The sequence below is a fragment of the uncultured Propionibacterium sp. genome (assembly GCF_963539965.1).
Classification (GTDB): domain Bacteria; phylum Actinomycetota; class Actinomycetes; order Propionibacteriales; family Propionibacteriaceae; genus Propionibacterium.
This window is the reverse complement of record NZ_CAUTOU010000026.1, coordinates 12876-29006: the sequence shown is the minus strand read 5'-3', so window position 1 is coordinate 29006 and position 16131 is coordinate 12876. Positions and strand designations below refer to the sequence as shown.

Here is a 16131-nt window from a genome sequence, read left to right as displayed (position 1 = left end):
TCATACATCACCGGACGCACCTTCGACTACGACTTCGAGCACCTCCCCAAACCCCCACCAGAAACCGATCTTGTTTCATGACGGCCATAGCCAAGCGTCTCGAAGCAGGTGAGTATAACCAAGTTGAGGAGGTGACTGAGAAACCATATGGGAATGTGTTCCGACGGATATGGCGACTCCGAGAGCTCGAGTTCGTTCCCGTTGTAACGCAACCGATGACGACACTCATTCTGGCTCCTACGCTTGAACTCGCTCAGCAGCTCGCTGATGGTTCTGATGCTGTGCTTGTATCTCTGACTGATGAATTTGTCAGGCGAAGCGATGGTAGCTATGGCGTGCGCGGAGATGTGTATGAGGATTACCTTCGCGTGGCGCAGGAACTTGCACGAAATGGAACATGCGTCAAACGCATTATTCATGCTGGCGCGTTTGGTTCTCGTTTTCCCCATGAAATCCCTAGTTTCAAGGTGGGGTCTGGGTTTGTTCAGGGGTTTCTCAGCGCAGCTCACACGCTCCGAGCATTCCGAGCACAGTCCGATCAGGTCACGCAATTTTTGGTGTTGAGCAGCGGCGTCCACTCGGTAGTCGAAAACGACGTTGTGGCCTACGAACGGACGCCTGTGTCCGGTCTGGTTCGATCGGCATCGATCGAGTGGCCGGACCTGACCTTCGTTCACTTGGACACAGAGCTCAGTTCGAGCGCGACAGAAGCTGCTAGGCACGCGAGACGAGAATTGGACGCTTGTCCGCAGCAAGAGGACGTAGCTTATCGTTCCGGTCAGCGATATGTGCCGAATCTTGAGATCGCAAGTTTTGCAGGTGAAGTCACGACGCATGACGAGACCGGCTTGGCCGTGGTGGCAGGTGGTTTAGGTGGTGTTGGTCGCCATCTTGTCGGCCAAGTGGCGCGTGCTGGGTATCAGCACATTCTTGTGTTGGGTCGGAGTGAAGCGACCCCAGCTGAGCTGGCGAATCTCGATGCTAAAGTTACTGCGTCGGTACATTTTGCCCGAGCTGACGTGACAGACCTGGACGCCCTCGAACGCGCGATCTCTGATGCGGAGGAGAAGTACGGAAATCTCAGGCTTCTAGTGGATGCTACAGGATCGTATACTGCTGGTGACCTGAATAATGGTTTTTCTGTGAGCGAACGTGAGATGATCCGTAACAAATTGTTGGGTGGCTTGGCTGTCGGTCAGGTTGTATCATGCCGAAAGCAGGCGCGTTTGGTCAGGTCATCCTCTGCGGTCACATTCTTTGGCGGCGCTGGGATTGCTGCATACGCGGCAGCAAATTATTTCATCGAGGGGTTGACACGAGCTGAGGTCGAGGAAGGAAAAACATCCGAGTGCATCGCGTGGAGTATCTGGGTCGACACTGGCATCAGTCAAGGCTCCGTCGTTAGAGCGTTCATGCAACGTCAAGGTTACGTTGAGATGCAACCTGGAACCGCCGAAACGTTCAACGCAGCCTTCGGTATTCCTGGCGGGTGTGTCTATGCTCGGCTTGATCCTTCTGCCAGCATGGTCTCAGCTCAATTTCCCGTACTAGCTCGAGGGGCGCAGACTTTGGTAATTGAATGCGAGAAACAGAATAATCCAAAGCTTGATAACCTCCAAGATGAGCTGGGGAATAAGATCCCGATTAGGTGGAGCAACCCTGCTGGCGCGACTGATAGTGTGAGTAGTGATGCTGTCAGTCGAGGGCCGTTCGGCCCTGTGGAGAAGAAGCTTCACCGGATATGGCAGCAAACGTTGCGCCAAACCGATATCGGTATCGACCATAATTTTTTCGAGTTAGGTGGTTCCTCTCTCGAAGGCGCGACGCTGATTGCGCTTATCAATAAGGAGATGGGCTACAGATTCTGCTTCACCGATCTGATCGAGTTTCCGACGATCAGAGCACAAGCTAATGCGATTGCGCCTACCCAGCCTTACGCTGGCACAGGATCGAGCAAATATAGTTTTACCGGGAAGGTGATTCGACTCAATAAACCAGGGCGAAAGCCACTATTCTGTGTGCATTCATTATTCGGTCTTGTGTATCCCTATGTTCCGCTGGCAAACTTGTTGCCAGAGCGCACTTTCTTCGCCTTCCAGGCGAGCGGTTTTGATGGCGGAGAAGTTATTTGTTCCATTGAAGCGATGGCCCGCTGCTACATCCAGGAAATGAAAACTATTCAGCCTGATGGGCCTTACGATCTGTGTGGCTGGTCACTTGGGGCGCTCGTGGCACTGGAGATGGCTCAGCAACTTGTCCGAACTGGCGACAAGGTTGCACATCTCGTAATTATCGACCAGGCTACGGACTCGATCGAGAGGTTCTTAGAATGGCAGCCGATTCGAATCCAAGCACAACGGCTTGGTTCAATCCTCATGGCAGCTGGCGCAAGTTTCGATCCCGTCCTACGGGGTAGGACAAAGGATCTCCTAGCTTTGCGGCATCCATTTGTAACCCTGCGCTTTGTTCGCGAGTGGATGGGTCCCATGCTGCGAGTAGCGCTTGTCAATCGACAAGCAGGTATCAACTACAAACTACAGCGTTACCCGGGTACGATTGATCTGCTCTACACCGGTGACCCAGAGTTTACGGCAATCCGGGACGAGCGGCTAGGGTGGGATCGAATCGCTAATGGAGGAGTGCGGGTGCAACGTTTGCTGGGTTCGCACCTAACTCTCCACGAATTACCTTATGTACAGTCCCTAGCCGACGGGATTAGATCAATTTTAGAGTGAAATGCTGACTGTGACGGGCTCATGGGATTGCCCGAGGCGATCACGACCACGTGGGAGCGGACCGTGGTGCAGCAGTGCATCGTGCACCTGATCCGCAACAGCTTCCGCTACGCCGGCCGGCAGTACCGCGATGGCATGGTCAGGGTTCTCAAGCCGGTCTACATCGCCCCGTCAGAGCAAGCCGCGAAGGACCGGTTCGCCGAGTTCAAGACCGAGTGGGGCCAGCGGTATCCGGCCATCGTGCAACTCTGGGAACCCTTCTAGGTGGAGTTCGTGCCGTTCCCTGGAGTACGACGTGCAGATCCGGCCGGTGATCTGCACGACCAACGCGATCGAGTCGATCAACGCCCGCTACCGCCGGGCGGTCCGCGCCCGGGGTGACTTCCCGAACGCGGCTGCCGTGCTGAAATGCCTGTATCTTGTCACCCGGTGGTCTTTTGATCCGACCGGTCGGGCCGGGCACGCTGGGTGATGAGGTGGAAGCTGGCACGGAACGCCTTCGCAATCACCTTCGCCGGACGGTTTCGAAAGAGCCACTCACTAATGAAAACCGCTGGACCCCGCACACCCTTTATCGGACAGTCTCACCACCGTACAAAAACCCTATATCACTCCACTCTTAAACTTTTGAGTTTGAATGGCGAATGTTTAGGTGTTAGTGCAGATAATCGGTGGCTGATTGTAGCGGCAACTTCCCGGGCGTGGGTGGTGATGAAAAAATGTCCCCCAGGGTAAAAACGAACCTCGGAGGTTGCACTGGTGTAAATTTCCCAAAAGGCGATCCGTGAAGTATCTTCGCTGCCTTCTAAAAGGAGGAGTGGGCAAGATAGAACGGCTGGCTGGTTGTCTTCATACCGTGCTAACATCATCATGTCGTCAACGAGGATTGGCGTGAAATATTCCATGAAGTCCCGATTTACCAAGGCTGCCTCTTCAACTCCGCCGTAGCGACGCAAAACACGTCTGATGCCGTCAGGGGTAACTAACGTTTTAGTGTCGATGAATTGAGCGTCACACGGAGCCGAAGAACTGGAGACGGTGAAAAGGATAGGTGGATTCCCTAACCTCTCGATCGCTCGTTTCGTCACCTCGTACGCGATGATGGCACCCATGCTATGCCCCCATGTCACGTAATTTCCCCCGAGTTCGGACATTAGGCGCATGTAGAGATCTTCTGCTAGCTCCTGCACCAATTTCGGCATTGGTTCATTGATACGCCTGTCGCGATGCGGATATGGGGCGATATGCAAGTCTATATTTCGTGCGGTGAAGAGAGAGCGCCATCGTTCATAGTAAAAGCTACTACCTCCTGCATGGGGAAAGCACAGCAGATTTGCAGCGGACATAACTTCTCCTGTTTTGCGATATGGATCTGGGTGATATAGGTTTTTTGACAGTTGTTAATGGTTGGTTTTAGGCTGCTGCCTTGTGTTGTTGTCTCCATTCAGTGTCGACTTGGTTGGGGGTTCTGGTAGTCGATGGCGGAGTGGAGACGTTTGTGATTGTATCGTAACTCGATCCAGGCTGTCATGTTCCGGATTGCATGGTTGTGGGTCGGGTAGACCTTATGGTTGGTGAGTTCTTTCTTCAGGATCGCATTGAAGAACTTGACTGCGGCATTGTCATAGCAGCTACCGGTCCGCTCCACGGGGTTTTGCTCGGATACCCGGGCCAGCTTTCCGTTCGCGTCACAGGCGAGGTGAAAATTGAGGCTGGTGTCGTGGGGTCAGTCGGAATAGAGAGCGGATTGGTTTTATCAGTTCTAGCGTGAGATGAGCTTACCGTCTATGATCGGGATCAAGTCCCCCATGATCGGTATGAATTCCTCGAAACTTCGCCCCAGGCAGGGTGTCCACTGGTGGACGGCCCGGGGGATGAAGGATTGGTCCATGTCGAAGGACTTGGCGAGTTCGACCGGGGGTGCAGTTGCGTCGATAGCAGAAATGGTGGATGAGGTTGGCTTGTATTCTTGTTCGGCGGTCAGTGCCCGGGGGTCTGCGTCTTCCTGATTCTCTGTGCGGGGTGGAAGTGATTTCAGTGCGGATTGTTCACGAGTCAGTCATTGCGGTCACCGGGGAGCTTGCAGTACGATGGCATGCATGCCCCACCCCCGGGATTGACGAGTGTTGCTGGTCCGGTCATCGCCATGACGGATCCTTGCTCGAAGCGCTCGGGTGGAAACGGCAACAACCCTGTCCGAACAAGGAGTAGTGCGCAGCCCTCGCGCGGCAGCAGCAAGAAGCAACACCAAAGGTGAAGATTCATGGGACTTTTTGGAAAATCCGGGAAGAGTGCTGAGAACCCACTTCCGAAGGAGATCTTGGAGGTGCTCGTCAACAGTGACAATCCACCCCCGGAGGAGATGTGGGAGGCATTTTTCGAGAAGTACGAGCCCTCGGCTGATCTGGTGAAACCCTCAGCTCGCACGGTACGGGCGTGCGAGTGAAGCCGGCTTTCTGGGTGAACTTCTTGATTTCATGAAGCGGTATGGCCTTGGAAACTATGGGGAGGGCATTGTCAAGCTGATAGACCCAGAACACTACTCGGAGTTCCTGTACTCATGGATCGGAGGGCGGGACTTGTCGAGGTTTCCCTTCATGATGACAGGTTTCGGGGACATCTTCTATTTCCGCAATCTGGGCGATGGGATTTACGATGTCTCACTGCTGGATATCCACTATCGCAGGGAAACCGTTCCGGCGTATACGACTAGTGAGTTCTTGGACTATCTGCTGGATCCTGAGGTAGAGGAAGAGGTCTTCAGGAGGGGTCTGTTCGACAGGGCGCGTGAGAAGTGCGGTTCCCTGGGTGCGAGTGAGATTTATTTCTTCGCGCCGGCGCTGGTCCTCGGGGGATCGGAGGACATTCAGTGCGTTGCCAAGGGGGAAGCCGATGTCCATCACGATTTGCTGGTGCAACTCGGAGGCTGACGCCGCTGGGATCGGCCGGGTGATCGGGACCGGGTCGATGTGACGGGGAACTGTTGAAGGAGCCGTGCAGAACTCCCCGCCCCGACAAGGCCGTTGCTGCCCTCGTCGGAGTGCTTCGGACAGGGGGCTGCCTTGGGGCATTCAGGTTCCGGGGCCATGAGCCGGGGACAAGATTCGGGGAACGACTCGCCGTTTCCACCGTGCGGTCCATGCGGAACTGGATCATTCCGTCCCCATCGCGGGTAGGGGCGTGCTACGTTGATGCCTCAGAGAGACGGATGTCCTCGGATCCGAGAGAACAGGCGAGGCCGGCCCATGGTGCTGGTTGCAGAGCATCTGACAGCGCGGTATGCGCGAAGCACCGTCCTGGATGACGTCGATTTCACGGTCGAGGCCGGGCACGTCGCGGGGCTCGTCGGGCCCAATGGTGCGGGAAAGACCACCGTGCTCAAATGCCTGGCAGGGCTCGTGTCCCCCGCGGCCGGGCGTGCTCTCGTCGACGGACGGCGCTGCAGGGATCATGCTGCGCCGATGCGGCACCTGGGTGTGGCCTATGGCCCGGAGGGATGGTATGGCGGCCGGACGGGGTGGCAGAACCTCATGGCGTTCCCCATCGCGGGCGGGGCGCCCCGCCCGCGCGTCGACGAGTGCATCGAGCAAGTCGGGCTCGGAGACGAGCGGGGCAAGCGGGTGAGTTCCTACTCGCCCGGCATGCGCCAGCGGCTCTCCCTAGCCGCCATACTGCTGGGGGACTCGGACAATCTCATTCTCGACGAACCCCTGAACGGCCTGGACCCGGAGGGGCCCGGTGGTTGCGCGGTACTCGTCTCGTCACATCTGCTGGCCGAACTCGAATCCCTGATCGACACCGTTGTGCTGCTGGACAAGGGCAGGGTTCGAGCCTGTGGACCGCTGACCGGGCTGGCCTGGAGAAGCGGCGGCGTCCTGATCCGCGCATCATCGCCGGATGAGGTCCAGGCCCTGGCCGCTGCGCGCGGGTGGAGGACCCGCCCGGGTGAGGAACATGGTTCGATCGTGATCGCCGGCGCCGGTATCGCCGAGGTCAACCGAGCCGTGCTCGATGCCGGACTCGAGTTCTCCCAGATCCGCGCTGTGGGTGCTTCGCTGGAAGACATCTTCTTCCGGGTCACCGCGTCGTCCGACCAGGCGAGCAGTGGCACGGATGATTGCGCGGGGCCGTCATGAGGGCAGCGGACGAGACCGCCGGAGCGGGCGGTGCTGCCGGCCCGAATCCTGTGCGCGTGACCTGCGCAGAGCTGTACAAGCTCGGCCACGACCGCGGCGCCCGGACCCTGACCGGACTGCTGCTTTCTGTGCGTGTGCGTCATGCCGCTGATCTCCGGGGCATTCGGCGGCTACCTGATCGTCCTGCTCGCCGGGCTGATCGGAGCACTGTCCACCGGGCAGGAACACAGCGACGGCCTGTTTGCGCTCACCCTGATCGCCTCGGCTCGCAGGCGCCGACTCCTCGGCGCGAAGATCACGGCGTGTGCGCTGTGCAGTTGCGTGCCCACGGTAGTGGCCGCCGTCGTCCTCCACGTGACGGCCCGGTCGCTGCGCACGACAGAGGGCGCTGTCCGCTCCGGTGGCGACGCCCTCACCGTCATCGCCGCCACCGTCGCCGCACTGTTCCTCCGTGGTGATGGGCTGCGCCCTCGGGGAACTCACGCGCGCGGGCTCGGACGCCGCCATGGATGAGCGGATCCTGGCGCTCAGGGATTGCCTACGGGGCCTGGTTCGACCCGGTTCGAGCCCCGTGGAGTCTCGTGTTGAACCCCGTCGCCGGCCTGACCCATCTGATGGTCGGGGAGTCCGGGGCACGGCCGGTGTCCGTCCTGGCGTGCTTGGCGTGGTCCGTGGCGTTGCTGGTCGCGGCCCAGGGCAGGAGTCGTCATGCCTGATGTGCGTCCCCGGCAGGCATCGCTGGCGATGGCCCGGCGGGGAGGACCAGTTTTCCTGCGGGTTCTCGGCGCTGAGCTGTACAAGATGGCCGTCGGCCCGCGTTTCTGGTTCCTCCTGGCCGTCGTGAGCGCCATCTTGTGCCTGTTTTCCGTCCCCGTCTCGGGAACTACCGGCGTGCAGAGCGCAGTGATCCCAGCCGGGATGGTCGGGGCGCTGCTCACCGGCGAGGACTACTCCCACGGCTCCACCGTCACTACTCTCAGCGCGGTGCCCGGCCGGGCACGGCTCCTGCTCGCCAAGATGACGGCGAGCGCTCTCGCCGTCGGTTCTGTCGCAGGGGGTACCCTGCTCCTCGTGCAGTGGGTCGCCGGTCCCTTCGTCGACGCCGGTCTCGAACCGATGGCGGGCTCCGGGGTGGCCGTGATGATCTTCGGCACGGTCACTGCTCTCGTGCTCACGAACCTCGTCAGGGCTGGACTGGGCGTGTTCATGCGGTCGGCCGTCCGCGCTGTCGTTCTGTGGTCGGTGTTCATCCTCGGGATTCAGCCGGTCGGCTGGCTGCTGCTCCAGTCGTCGATGCTGCTCGACTATCTGCCTCACTCCGTTCTCATCCTGCTCATGGGGTCTGATGCGATGCCCGCATCGGGGGTCCTGTCCCAGCTGTGGGCCCGTTACGTCCTGGCGCTTTCCTGGGCGGCACTGGTCGTCGTATCGGCTCTGCGCAAGGCGCGCACGGTCGCGGTATGAGCTCGGGGGCGGAACGACCGGCATGTCCCGTGCCATGATGTCCATCGCCGAGCGACCGTCAGGACTCCTTCCACGGTGGCCGGATCGGTCAGGCCCGGACACGCCGGTGGCCGGGTTCTCGGCGTCTGACGCCCCGGTCCCTTCCTCGCCCCGGTTCCTTCCTCGCCCCGGTTCCGCCGGGGTCCGTCCCCGGAATGACCCGCGCCTCCACTGGCTGATTGAAAACCAGGTGACAAGCCCCTCCTCTGTCCTGAACCGGGCATCGATCACGAGCAATCGCCCCGTGCAGAAGGTACTTTCCCTCTCGCCCTAGTACGCAATGCTGGGACCCGCTCTCTGCGCGTGACCCAGGTGATGGAAACGAGACATGCGATGCCTCAATGGTTGGAACTCGGCAACCCGGTACCCGTCGTGGTGGCTGCCGCCGCGCTGGTCGCAGTGCTGGCCTGGACGCTCATCCGCCTGCCCCTGCGGCCCGTCACCAGACTCTGGCGGGCGGTCGTCCGCCAAGTCGTAGGGGTGCTGTCCAGCATTCTGCTGAGCATCCTCGTCCTGGCCCTCGGCCTGAACGCGACACAGGGCTGGTACCCCACCTGGGCGAGCCTGGGCGGGGCCGGCAGGGTCGTCGACACCTCGACGGTCGGCAGACAGGAGACCGAGACGTCGGCGTCGCCCTGGGCCACCGGGCAGCCGAGCGCACTGCAGGCGGACCCCCGGCAGAATCCCGCCTTCGGCCAGCAGGACTGGACCGACCCGGACCGGGGCCGGTACCTCAGGGTCACCGTTCCCGGCCCGCGGGCCGATCCCGGTCACCAGGCCCTGGTGTGGCTGCCGGCCAGCTATCTGTCCCATCCCGAGCGGTTCTACCCGGTGGTGCTCGCCTTCGCGGGCGTGCCCGGGTCGATCTCCACCTACCAGGAGGGTGGCATGGCGATCGGGCAGGGCACCGAGACCCTGACCGGCCAGCGGAAGCTCCGCGAGTCCATCGTCGTGGTCCCCGACGTCTTCCCCGACAACCTCGACACCGAGTGCGTGGACGCGGACGACGGCAGTATCAGCACCGAGAGCTGGGTGGCCACGGGCGTCGTGCCGTGGATCACCACCAACCTGCGCGCGGTCGGCGACCGGCAGGCCTGGGCCACGCTGGGGTTGAGCGCCGGCGGCTGGTGCTCGACGATGCTCACCATGCGCCATCCCGAGCTGTTCGGCCACGGCGTCTCGATGGCGGGCTACTTCAAACCGGTCTTCGACGGCAAGGCCTACCGGCCCGAGAACGATCCCGAGTACGACCTGGCGCACATCGCCGAGCAGACGCCCCCGGACGTGCGGCTGTGGTTCTGGGCGGCCGAGGACGACGAGATGCCCTGCAGCGGGCTGGCCGACTTCAAGCAGCACGTCATCGCTCCGACCTCGCTGACCACCACCCTGCTGGAGAGCGGAGGGCACACCCCCGCGGTGTGGGAGTCCGGACTGCCGGCCGGACTGGCCTGGCTGGGCGGGTCCTCGTAGTTCTCCTGGGTGGAGGCGCGAAGGCCCTCAGGCGGCAGCGGGCCGCGAACGCACTCGCCTGGATCTACGCGATCGGCACGGTCTGCGCCCTGCTGCTGTGGCTCGGCTACCGGCTCACGCGTCGTGACACGGTGCCCCAGTGGCTGGACTTCGTGTTCCTGCTGCTGAACCTGCCGGTGGGGGCCTCGCTGGTCTCGGTGGCGTTCATGGCGGTCGTCACCCACGGCCTGGTGCACCGCAAGCGGCTGGCTCTGGTGCTGGTGCTCCAGCTGCTGGGAGTCCTGCAGGCGATCGGGCTGCTCCTGTGGCTGACCGTGTTCCGGGACCTCTGGAGGCCTTTCGACGAATCCACCCCACCCCTCCTCTTGTCCTCTTGGCGCAGTCCATCATCCTGGTGGTCAGCTCGGTAACCGTCTGCGCCCTGGTGATCTGGCTGTGGCCGGCGGTCCCGGCCCGGGCTATCGGGATCCGCCCGGCCGATCGCGCCCGTCAGCGCCGCCTCTTCCCGCGGACCTGTGACCAGGCCGTGGAATTCCCGGTCACTGCCCATTCGGAAAGTCGGGCAGCCGGTATAGTGCCTGCCGGTGACGGCCCTGGCGTCCTGGCCGGACGATCGTCCCGCGACGCCGTGCGGGCCCCTCCCGCCGGCCGATTCTGCAGGTGCCGTCGCTGCCCCCAGGATCGATCCTGCCCGTCACCCAGGAGGGCCAAATGTCCGACAGGAAGTACGTCCTCGGCATCGACTTCGGCACCCTGTCCGGTCGCGCCGTCGTCGTGGACGCCGCGGACGGCGAGCAGCTCGGCACGCATGTCACCGAGTACCCCCATGGCGTCATGGACCACACGCTGACTGCCGGCGACGGCCGGGTACTGCCGCCGGAGTTCGCCTTGCAGAACCCCGGCGACTACATCAAGGTGCTGCGCGAGTCCGTTCCCGCCGCCATCGCGGACGCGGGGGTCGATCCCGGCGACATCGTCGGGATCGGTGTTGACGCCACCTCGGCGACGGTGCTCCTCACCGACGCCGGCGGTACGCCGCTGTGCGAGAAGCCCGGGTTCGAGGACGACATTCACGCCTACCCGAAACTGTGGAAGCACCACGGCGCTCAGAACCAGGCCACCCGCCTGGTGAAGATCGCAGAGGCCCGCCGCGAACCCTGGCTCGCCCGATACGGCGGTGTGCTCTCCTCGGAGCTGTTGCTGCCGAAGGTGCTGGAGGTCGTCGAAATGGCCCCTATGGTCTACGAGGCCGCCGAGGTCATCGTCGACCTGGTCGACTGGCTCACCTGGCGCTTGACGGGCAGTCTCGCAGCCGCCGCCGGCGACTCCGGCTACAAGCGCATGCTGCAGGACGGCGCGTACCCCTCACGGGAGTACCTCGAGGCCGTCAAACCCGGTTTCGGAGACGTCTACGAGAAGAAGATGAGCTACCCGATCGTCCCGCTGGGCAGCCGGGTCGGCGGCCTGACCGGGGAGTTCGCTGAACTCATGGGACTACCCGCCGGCATCGCCGTGGCGGCGGGGAACATCGACGCCCATGTGGTCGTCGCCGGTGCCAATGCCGTCCGTCCAGGGCAGCTCACGGCGATCCTGGGCACATCCTCCTGCTACATCATCAACGACCGGCAGTACCACGACTGTCCGGGCGTCTTCGGGATCGTCGACGGTGGAGCCGTGGACGGCTACTGGGGTTTCGAGGGCGGCCAGACCGCTGTCGGCGACATCTTCGCGTGGTTCATCGACACCTGCGTACCGGCGGCCTACGAGAACGAAGCGGCCGAGCGGGGGATCACGGTGCACGAGCTCCTCGTCGAGAAATCGAGGGGCCAGGAGGTCGGCGAGCACGGCCTGGTGGTACTCGACTGGCACAACGGCAACCGGTCGATCCTCGCCGACGCCAGGCTCTCCGGCCTCGTCCTCGGCCAGACGCTGGCGACCCGCCCCGAGGACGTCTATCGTGCGCTGCTGGAGGCGACCGCCTTCGGCTGCCGCGTCATCGTCGACAACTTCGAGGAGCACGGAATCGGGGTCGACGAGATCGTCGCCGCAGGCGGCCTGCTGAAGAACGCCTACTACATGCAGCTGCTGGCCGACGTCACCCGCCGCCCCATCTCCGTCTCGCTGGTCGAGCAGACCGGCGCTCTCGGGTCGGCTGTCTTCGCCGCCGTGGCGGCCGGCGTGTACCCGGACGTGTTCGCCGCGGCCGACGCCATGACCTCGGTCGAGCGGAACGCCTACGTGCCGAACGAGGAGACAGCCGAGCAGTACGACGTCCTGTACGGCATCTACAGGCAACTGCACGACCTCTTCGGCAACTACAGCGGCGTCTCCCCGATGCACCAGCTCAAGGACATCCGGGCGCGCATCTTCCGCGACCGCGCCGAGGCCGCGGGACAGCCCCGAGCATGACCCACCCCGATGGGGATCACGCAACTGAGATATCGCACAACCGAACTGAAGGAAAAACACTCACATGGCAATAATCGCTGCGCTGGGCTCGGGCATCATGGCCACGGCCCTGTCCTTCCCGACCTCCGAGAACGGCAACGACGTCCGGCTCGTCGGGACCTTCCTCGACCGGGAGATCATCGACTCGATCCAACGGACAGGAGTGCACCCCGACCTCGGGCTCAAGGTCAACGACGGCGTCCGCGCCTACCAGCTGGAGGACGCGGCCGAGGCCATCGCCGACGCCGACGTCGTCATGTGCGGCGTGAACTCCTTCGGCGTCGAGTGGGCCGGCGAGCAGCTGGCCGGGTTGATGAGACCCGGCCAGAGGCTCCTGTGCGTCACCAAGGGCATGCGCGCCGACGAGGACGGCACGATGCACATCCTGCCGGACATCATCCGTTCCTACTTCAACCCGCAGTTGGCCGAACAGGTTTCTTGGAACGCCGTCGTCGGCCCCTCCATCGCCGGCGAGGTGGCCGTCCACCACGACACCTGCGTGGTCTTCTGCGGCCAGGACGGGCAGGACTTGGAGTACATCGCGGAACTCTTCCGCACCGACTACTACCACGTGTGGACGTCCACCGACTTCGTCGGGCACGAGACCGGCGCGGCCACGAAGAACGTGTACGCCTTCGCCGCCGGTTTCGCGCAGGGGCTGCTGCGCAGGGCGGGCAAGCAGGACGACCGCTACGTCATGTACAACTACGGCGCAGCGGTCTTCGCCCAGGGGCAGAAGGAGCTGCGCTCCTTCATCGAGCTCATGGGCGGCAACCCGGAGACCGGGGACGGCCTGGGCGGGGTGGGCGACATGTTCGTCACCTCGATGGGCGGGCGCAATGTCAGGGCCGGCGGCTTCGTCGGCGAGGGCATCCCCTTCTCGCAGGTGCAGGAGGAGCGCATGAAGGGCGTGACCCTCGAGGGCGTCGCGGCTATCAGGGTCATCGGCAAGGCGCTCGAACCGCTGACCGAGCGGGGCGTCATCGGCGCGGACGAGTACCCGCTGTGCCGCTTCCTCTACTCGGTGGTCGCCCAGGACGCGCCGCTGGAGATGCCCTGGGGCAAGTTCTTCCGCGGCTTGGAGTAAAGGGGTCCGGCGGCACAGCAGGGACGGAGGCGTCCACGGACCTGCTCGCCGCGTCCTGACGGCAGCGGCCCGTGTTCGGTTCCGTGGCGTCAAGTCCTACGGAGGCGCCCGCTTCGCTCGACGAGCTCCACGAGCCGGCGCGGGGCGCTGGGGCGTTGCCGCTGCGCGTGCGCGGCTACCAGGTGACCGCACCCTACGATGCTGGCCGGGCTGATACGGCGCGGCCTGCGTGTCGGGCCGCGCTCACAGGGGCCTGGTCGGGGACCTGTCCTGCATGGATTCACCGGGCCGGTACCGGCCGACTCGGCGTTTCACGGTCGATCAGGAGCACTGGAACCGGCCCCTGGCCCCGGTGGCGGGGACTCCGTCCTCGACGACGGGCTTGGGACAATCAGACGGTGCCGGGGGTCGGTGCTACTCAGCGTGACGCCCAGGGCGGGGCGGCGGGCCCTCCGTCGACCTCCGGAGCCGGCGCATGGGGAAGCGGACGCCGGGGCGGATCGCCCGTGCCCAGCATCCGCCCCCACGCTGAAGTACCTAGGGGACAGTGCTATCTTCCCCTAAGGGGTATGTCTTCATATCTTCAACCATGTAGTTGCTCGCAGCACGAAGGAGTGTTCGCAATGTCCGTCAATCAGGGTCCCCAGGGTGGGGGAGTCCCTTCGTACAACGGCGACCAGCCGGCCCAGGACGGCGGGGCTCCCGCCTATGCCAACGCCTTCCCGCCGCAGAGCGGTGGAGTGCCTCCCTACGGTGGCGGGTATCCTCCCCAGCAAGCCTACGGTGGCGGGTATCCTCCCCAGCAAGGAGGATTCCCCCCTCAGCCTTCTCAGAAGAAGCCGGTCTACAAGCGGGTGTGGTTCTGGATCGTCATGGCCGTCGTTTTCCTCGGGCTCATCAATGCGCTGGACGGTGGTGGTTCCGGCGGCAGCACTTCCAGTGGCTCGAGCACCGCGGTAAAGGCAACGGCTTCGGGGGTGGAGAACGAAACCACGGAAACTCAAAGCGCTGTCGCCCCCTCTTCTACTTCTACTCTGCAGAATTCCAAGTATGGCGAGCATCCTGATGCTGAGAATACTTTCATCCAGACGATTGTTGCTGCCGAAAATGACTACAGGAATGCAGATACCGATTTGAAGCGGTCCAATGTTATCCGGTCGCGGAATCGCCAACTCTCTAGCGACCTCGGTGGAGCCTCCTTCGAAGGATGGACGGGGACCATCAAGGATGTTGGAGCCAATGGAGAGGGGAAGGCGTATGTTTCCATTGAGATTGCTGATGGGATTATTATTAAGACTTGGAATAACGCCATTTCTGATGCTATTGATGGAACTCTTATTCCAGAGGGGTCGGATGTCTATAATGCATTGTTGAACGCATCTCGTGAAACGAAGATTACCTTTGATGGCTCTTTTGTCTCGAGTGATGACACGATCTTCGAAATGGGTAATCTCACGGAGGTTGGTTCTAGCACCAGTCCTGATTTCATTGCTCGCATAACCTGGGTTGTGGTCGGATGATTGAGGTATGCCTAGTGAGATGAGTTTTTCTTCTTCCTGAAGAGAGAAACTATGTAGAGGGGCCCGCCGTCTGGGGCGGGCCCCTGTCGTACTCGGCTCAGGAGCCGAGCGCCTCGCTGATCCTCGGTGTCAGGTTCTGCAGGGCGTACTCGATCGAGCCGACCGTGCCCAGCGAGAAAGCACTGGACAGATCGCCGTCGACGACCACCTCATGACCGGCCGCGACGGCCGGGATGGTCTGCCAGGCGGCGTCACCGGTGAGCTGGCTCGTGTCCACGTAGATCGGGAAGGCGACGATCAGGTCGGCGTCCAGATTGTCGAGCTGCTCGGTCGACAGGCTCACCGAGAAACCGGTGCCCGACGCGGGAAGGGCGGCGATCTTCGGATTCTGGGTGAAACCGAGCCCCTTGAGCAGTTCGAGGCGGGTGTCGCCGTCGATGTAGGCACCCCAACCGGTGCTGGTCAGCGCGGCGACCGAGACGGTCCTGCCCTGCCAGTCGGCATTGGCCGCGTTCGAGACGGCCGTGTCGAGTTCGGACTGGAGCCGCTGACCCTTCTCGGGCACCCCCAGGGCGGCGGCGATGGTCGACAGCTGCTCGGCGGTGCTCGTCAGGTAGTTGAGCGAATCGGCATCGGGAATGCCGACCGTCGTGGCGATCTGCGCCAAGCGGTCGTGGCGGTCCTGGTCACCGGAGCTCTTCACGTCGAGGATCAGGTCCGGTTCCAGCGCGGCGATCTGCTCGTACGACAGATCCGTGGTGCCCAGGATGGTGGGGCTGGTCGTGTACTGGTCGGCGGCCCAGGGGCCGACGCCGTCACCGCCGAAGGCCAACCAGTCGGACGCCCCGACGGGCTGGTAGCCGAGCGCCAGCGCGGTCTCGGCGTCGCCCCAGCCGAGGGCGACGATGCGCTGCGGCGCGGACTCGATGGTCACATCGCCGAAATAGGTCCGGACGGTCGCGGGGAAGGAACCCGTCGCGGACGGGCTCGAGGCCGACGACGAGTCGGCGGTGGACGACGTACCGCTGCTGCAGGCGGTGAGGACGCCCACCAGCAGGGCTATCGCCGCGGCGAGGGCGCGGAAGTGCTTCATGTGGAGTTCCTGTGATCAGTAGGGATCGGCGCCCGGGCGGGCGCCGGCCCGGCACGGGAATGTGCTCCTCGGGTCCGGGTCCTGGACGAGCCGGATCACCGATCGGGCCCTACTATCATCTCTCAGGATGGAAGCTGAG

At 62.8% G+C, this 16131-nt stretch carries 16 protein-coding genes; 13 read left to right on the top strand and 3 right to left on the bottom strand.

Annotation, left to right across the window (positions count from 1 at the left end; genetic code table 11):
• Positions 1-215: 215 nt before the first annotated feature.
• From R2N01_RS06215 to R2N01_RS11470, 3 genes are read left to right on the top strand one after another with little or no spacing between them, the layout of a single operon-like run.
• Positions 216-2735: an SDR family NAD(P)-dependent oxidoreductase gene (locus tag R2N01_RS06215; RefSeq protein WP_316669524.1), complete on the top strand. Its 2520-nt coding sequence runs from the start codon at positions 216-218 to the stop codon at positions 2733-2735.
• A 21-nt stretch (positions 2736-2756) separates the two neighbouring features.
• Positions 2757-2999, top strand: a complete 243-nt coding sequence (locus R2N01_RS11475; protein ID WP_399553249.1) for a transposase — start codon at positions 2757-2759, stop codon at positions 2997-2999.
• 31 nt (positions 3000-3030) lie between these two features.
• A complete protein-coding gene (locus R2N01_RS11470; RefSeq protein WP_399553248.1) occupies positions 3031-3207 on the top strand; it encodes a transposase in 177 nt (58 codons plus the stop codon).
• Positions 3208-3343: 136 nt separating this feature from the next.
• Here the strand turns inward: R2N01_RS11470 and R2N01_RS06205 are convergent, their stop codons facing one another.
• Complete coding sequence (locus R2N01_RS06205; protein ID WP_316669523.1) at positions 3344-4081, bottom strand: alpha/beta fold hydrolase; 738 nt, start codon at positions 4079-4081, stop codon at positions 3344-3346.
• 98 nt (positions 4082-4179) lie between these two features.
• Positions 4180-4383: an integrase core domain-containing protein gene (locus tag R2N01_RS11465; RefSeq protein ID WP_399553247.1), complete on the bottom strand. Its 204-nt coding sequence runs from the start codon at positions 4381-4383 to the stop codon at positions 4180-4182.
• Positions 4384-4998: 615 nt separating this feature from the next.
• Between R2N01_RS11465 and R2N01_RS06200 the strand changes: the two genes are divergently transcribed.
• From R2N01_RS06200 to R2N01_RS06155, 10 genes are all read left to right on the top strand, one after another.
• Positions 4999-5181 carry a hypothetical protein gene (locus R2N01_RS06200; RefSeq protein ID WP_316669522.1) on the top strand — a complete coding sequence of 61 codons (183 nt, stop codon included), beginning with the start codon at positions 4999-5001 and terminating at the stop codon, positions 5179-5181.
• A gap of 10 nt (positions 5182-5191) precedes the next feature.
• Positions 5192-5665, top strand: a complete 474-nt coding sequence (locus tag R2N01_RS06195; RefSeq protein WP_316669530.1) for a T6SS immunity protein Tdi1 domain-containing protein — start codon at positions 5192-5194, stop codon at positions 5663-5665.
• A 315-nt stretch (positions 5666-5980) separates the two neighbouring features.
• Positions 5981-6871, top strand: a complete 891-nt coding sequence (locus R2N01_RS06190; RefSeq protein ID WP_316669521.1) for an ABC transporter ATP-binding protein — start codon at positions 5981-5983, stop codon at positions 6869-6871.
• Positions 6872-7012: 141 nt separating this feature from the next.
• Positions 7013-7384, top strand: coding sequence for a hypothetical protein (locus R2N01_RS06185; RefSeq protein WP_316669520.1), 372 nt, complete (start codon positions 7013-7015; stop codon positions 7382-7384).
• Between the two features lie 195 nt (positions 7385-7579).
• A complete protein-coding gene (locus R2N01_RS06180; protein ID WP_316669519.1) occupies positions 7580-8335 on the top strand; it encodes a hypothetical protein in 756 nt (251 codons plus the stop codon).
• Positions 8336-8707: 372 nt separating this feature from the next.
• Entirely contained in the window at positions 8708-9844 is a 1137-nt protein-coding gene (locus tag R2N01_RS06175; protein ID WP_316669518.1) for an alpha/beta hydrolase-fold protein, read from the top strand.
• Positions 9793-10254: a hypothetical protein gene (locus tag R2N01_RS06170; RefSeq protein WP_316669517.1), complete on the top strand. Its 462-nt coding sequence runs from the start codon at positions 9793-9795 to the stop codon at positions 10252-10254. Before R2N01_RS06175 ends, R2N01_RS06170 begins: the two co-directional genes overlap by 52 nt.
• 301 nt (positions 10255-10555) lie before the next feature.
• The gene (locus tag R2N01_RS06165) at positions 10556-12253 is read left to right on the top strand and encodes a ribulokinase (protein ID WP_316669516.1); all 1698 of its coding nucleotides are present in this window, start codon (positions 10556-10558) and stop codon (positions 12251-12253) included.
• A 64-nt stretch (positions 12254-12317) separates the two neighbouring features.
• Positions 12318-13379 (top strand): glycerol-3-phosphate dehydrogenase, encoded by a 1062-nt coding sequence (locus R2N01_RS06160; RefSeq protein ID WP_316669515.1) that lies wholly within the window; start codon positions 12318-12320, stop codon positions 13377-13379.
• 623 nt (positions 13380-14002) lie between these two features.
• Positions 14003-14899, top strand: coding sequence for a hypothetical protein (locus R2N01_RS06155; RefSeq protein ID WP_316669532.1), 897 nt, complete (start codon positions 14003-14005; stop codon positions 14897-14899).
• A gap of 97 nt (positions 14900-14996) precedes the next feature.
• Here R2N01_RS06155 and R2N01_RS06150 read toward each other — a convergent pair whose 3' ends face one another.
• Positions 14997-15992, bottom strand: a complete 996-nt coding sequence (locus R2N01_RS06150) for an iron-siderophore ABC transporter substrate-binding protein (RefSeq protein ID WP_316669514.1) — start codon at positions 15990-15992, stop codon at positions 14997-14999.
• Positions 15993-16131 lie beyond the last annotated feature (139 nt).

Coding starts and splice junctions, on each gene's coding strand:
- R2N01_RS06215 (WP_316669524.1), top strand. CDS start 216: ATGACGACACTCATTCTGGCTCCTACGCTTGAACTCGCTCAGCAGCTC.
- R2N01_RS06155 (WP_316669532.1), top strand. CDS start 14,003: ATGTCCGTCAATCAGGGTCCCCAGGGTGGGGGAGTCCCTTCGTACAAC.
- R2N01_RS06200 (WP_316669522.1), top strand. CDS start 4,999: ATGGGACTTTTTGGAAAATCCGGGAAGAGTGCTGAGAACCCACTTCCG.
- R2N01_RS06175 (WP_316669518.1), top strand. CDS start 8,708: ATGCCTCAATGGTTGGAACTCGGCAACCCGGTACCCGTCGTGGTGGCT.
- R2N01_RS06180 (WP_316669519.1), top strand. CDS start 7,580: ATGCCTGATGTGCGTCCCCGGCAGGCATCGCTGGCGATGGCCCGGCGG.
- R2N01_RS06165 (WP_316669516.1), top strand. CDS start 10,556: ATGTCCGACAGGAAGTACGTCCTCGGCATCGACTTCGGCACCCTGTCC.
- R2N01_RS06150 (WP_316669514.1), bottom strand. CDS start 15,992: ATGAAGCACTTCCGCGCCCTCGCCGCGGCGATAGCCCTGCTGGTGGGC.
- R2N01_RS06185 (WP_316669520.1), top strand. CDS start 7,013: ATGCCGCTGATCTCCGGGGCATTCGGCGGCTACCTGATCGTCCTGCTC.
- R2N01_RS06205 (WP_316669523.1), bottom strand. CDS start 4,081: ATGTCCGCTGCAAATCTGCTGTGCTTTCCCCATGCAGGAGGTAGTAGC.
- R2N01_RS11475 (WP_399553249.1), top strand. CDS start 2,757: ATGGGATTGCCCGAGGCGATCACGACCACGTGGGAGCGGACCGTGGTG.
- R2N01_RS06160 (WP_316669515.1), top strand. CDS start 12,318: ATGGCAATAATCGCTGCGCTGGGCTCGGGCATCATGGCCACGGCCCTG.
- R2N01_RS06190 (WP_316669521.1), top strand. CDS start 5,981: ATGGTGCTGGTTGCAGAGCATCTGACAGCGCGGTATGCGCGAAGCACC.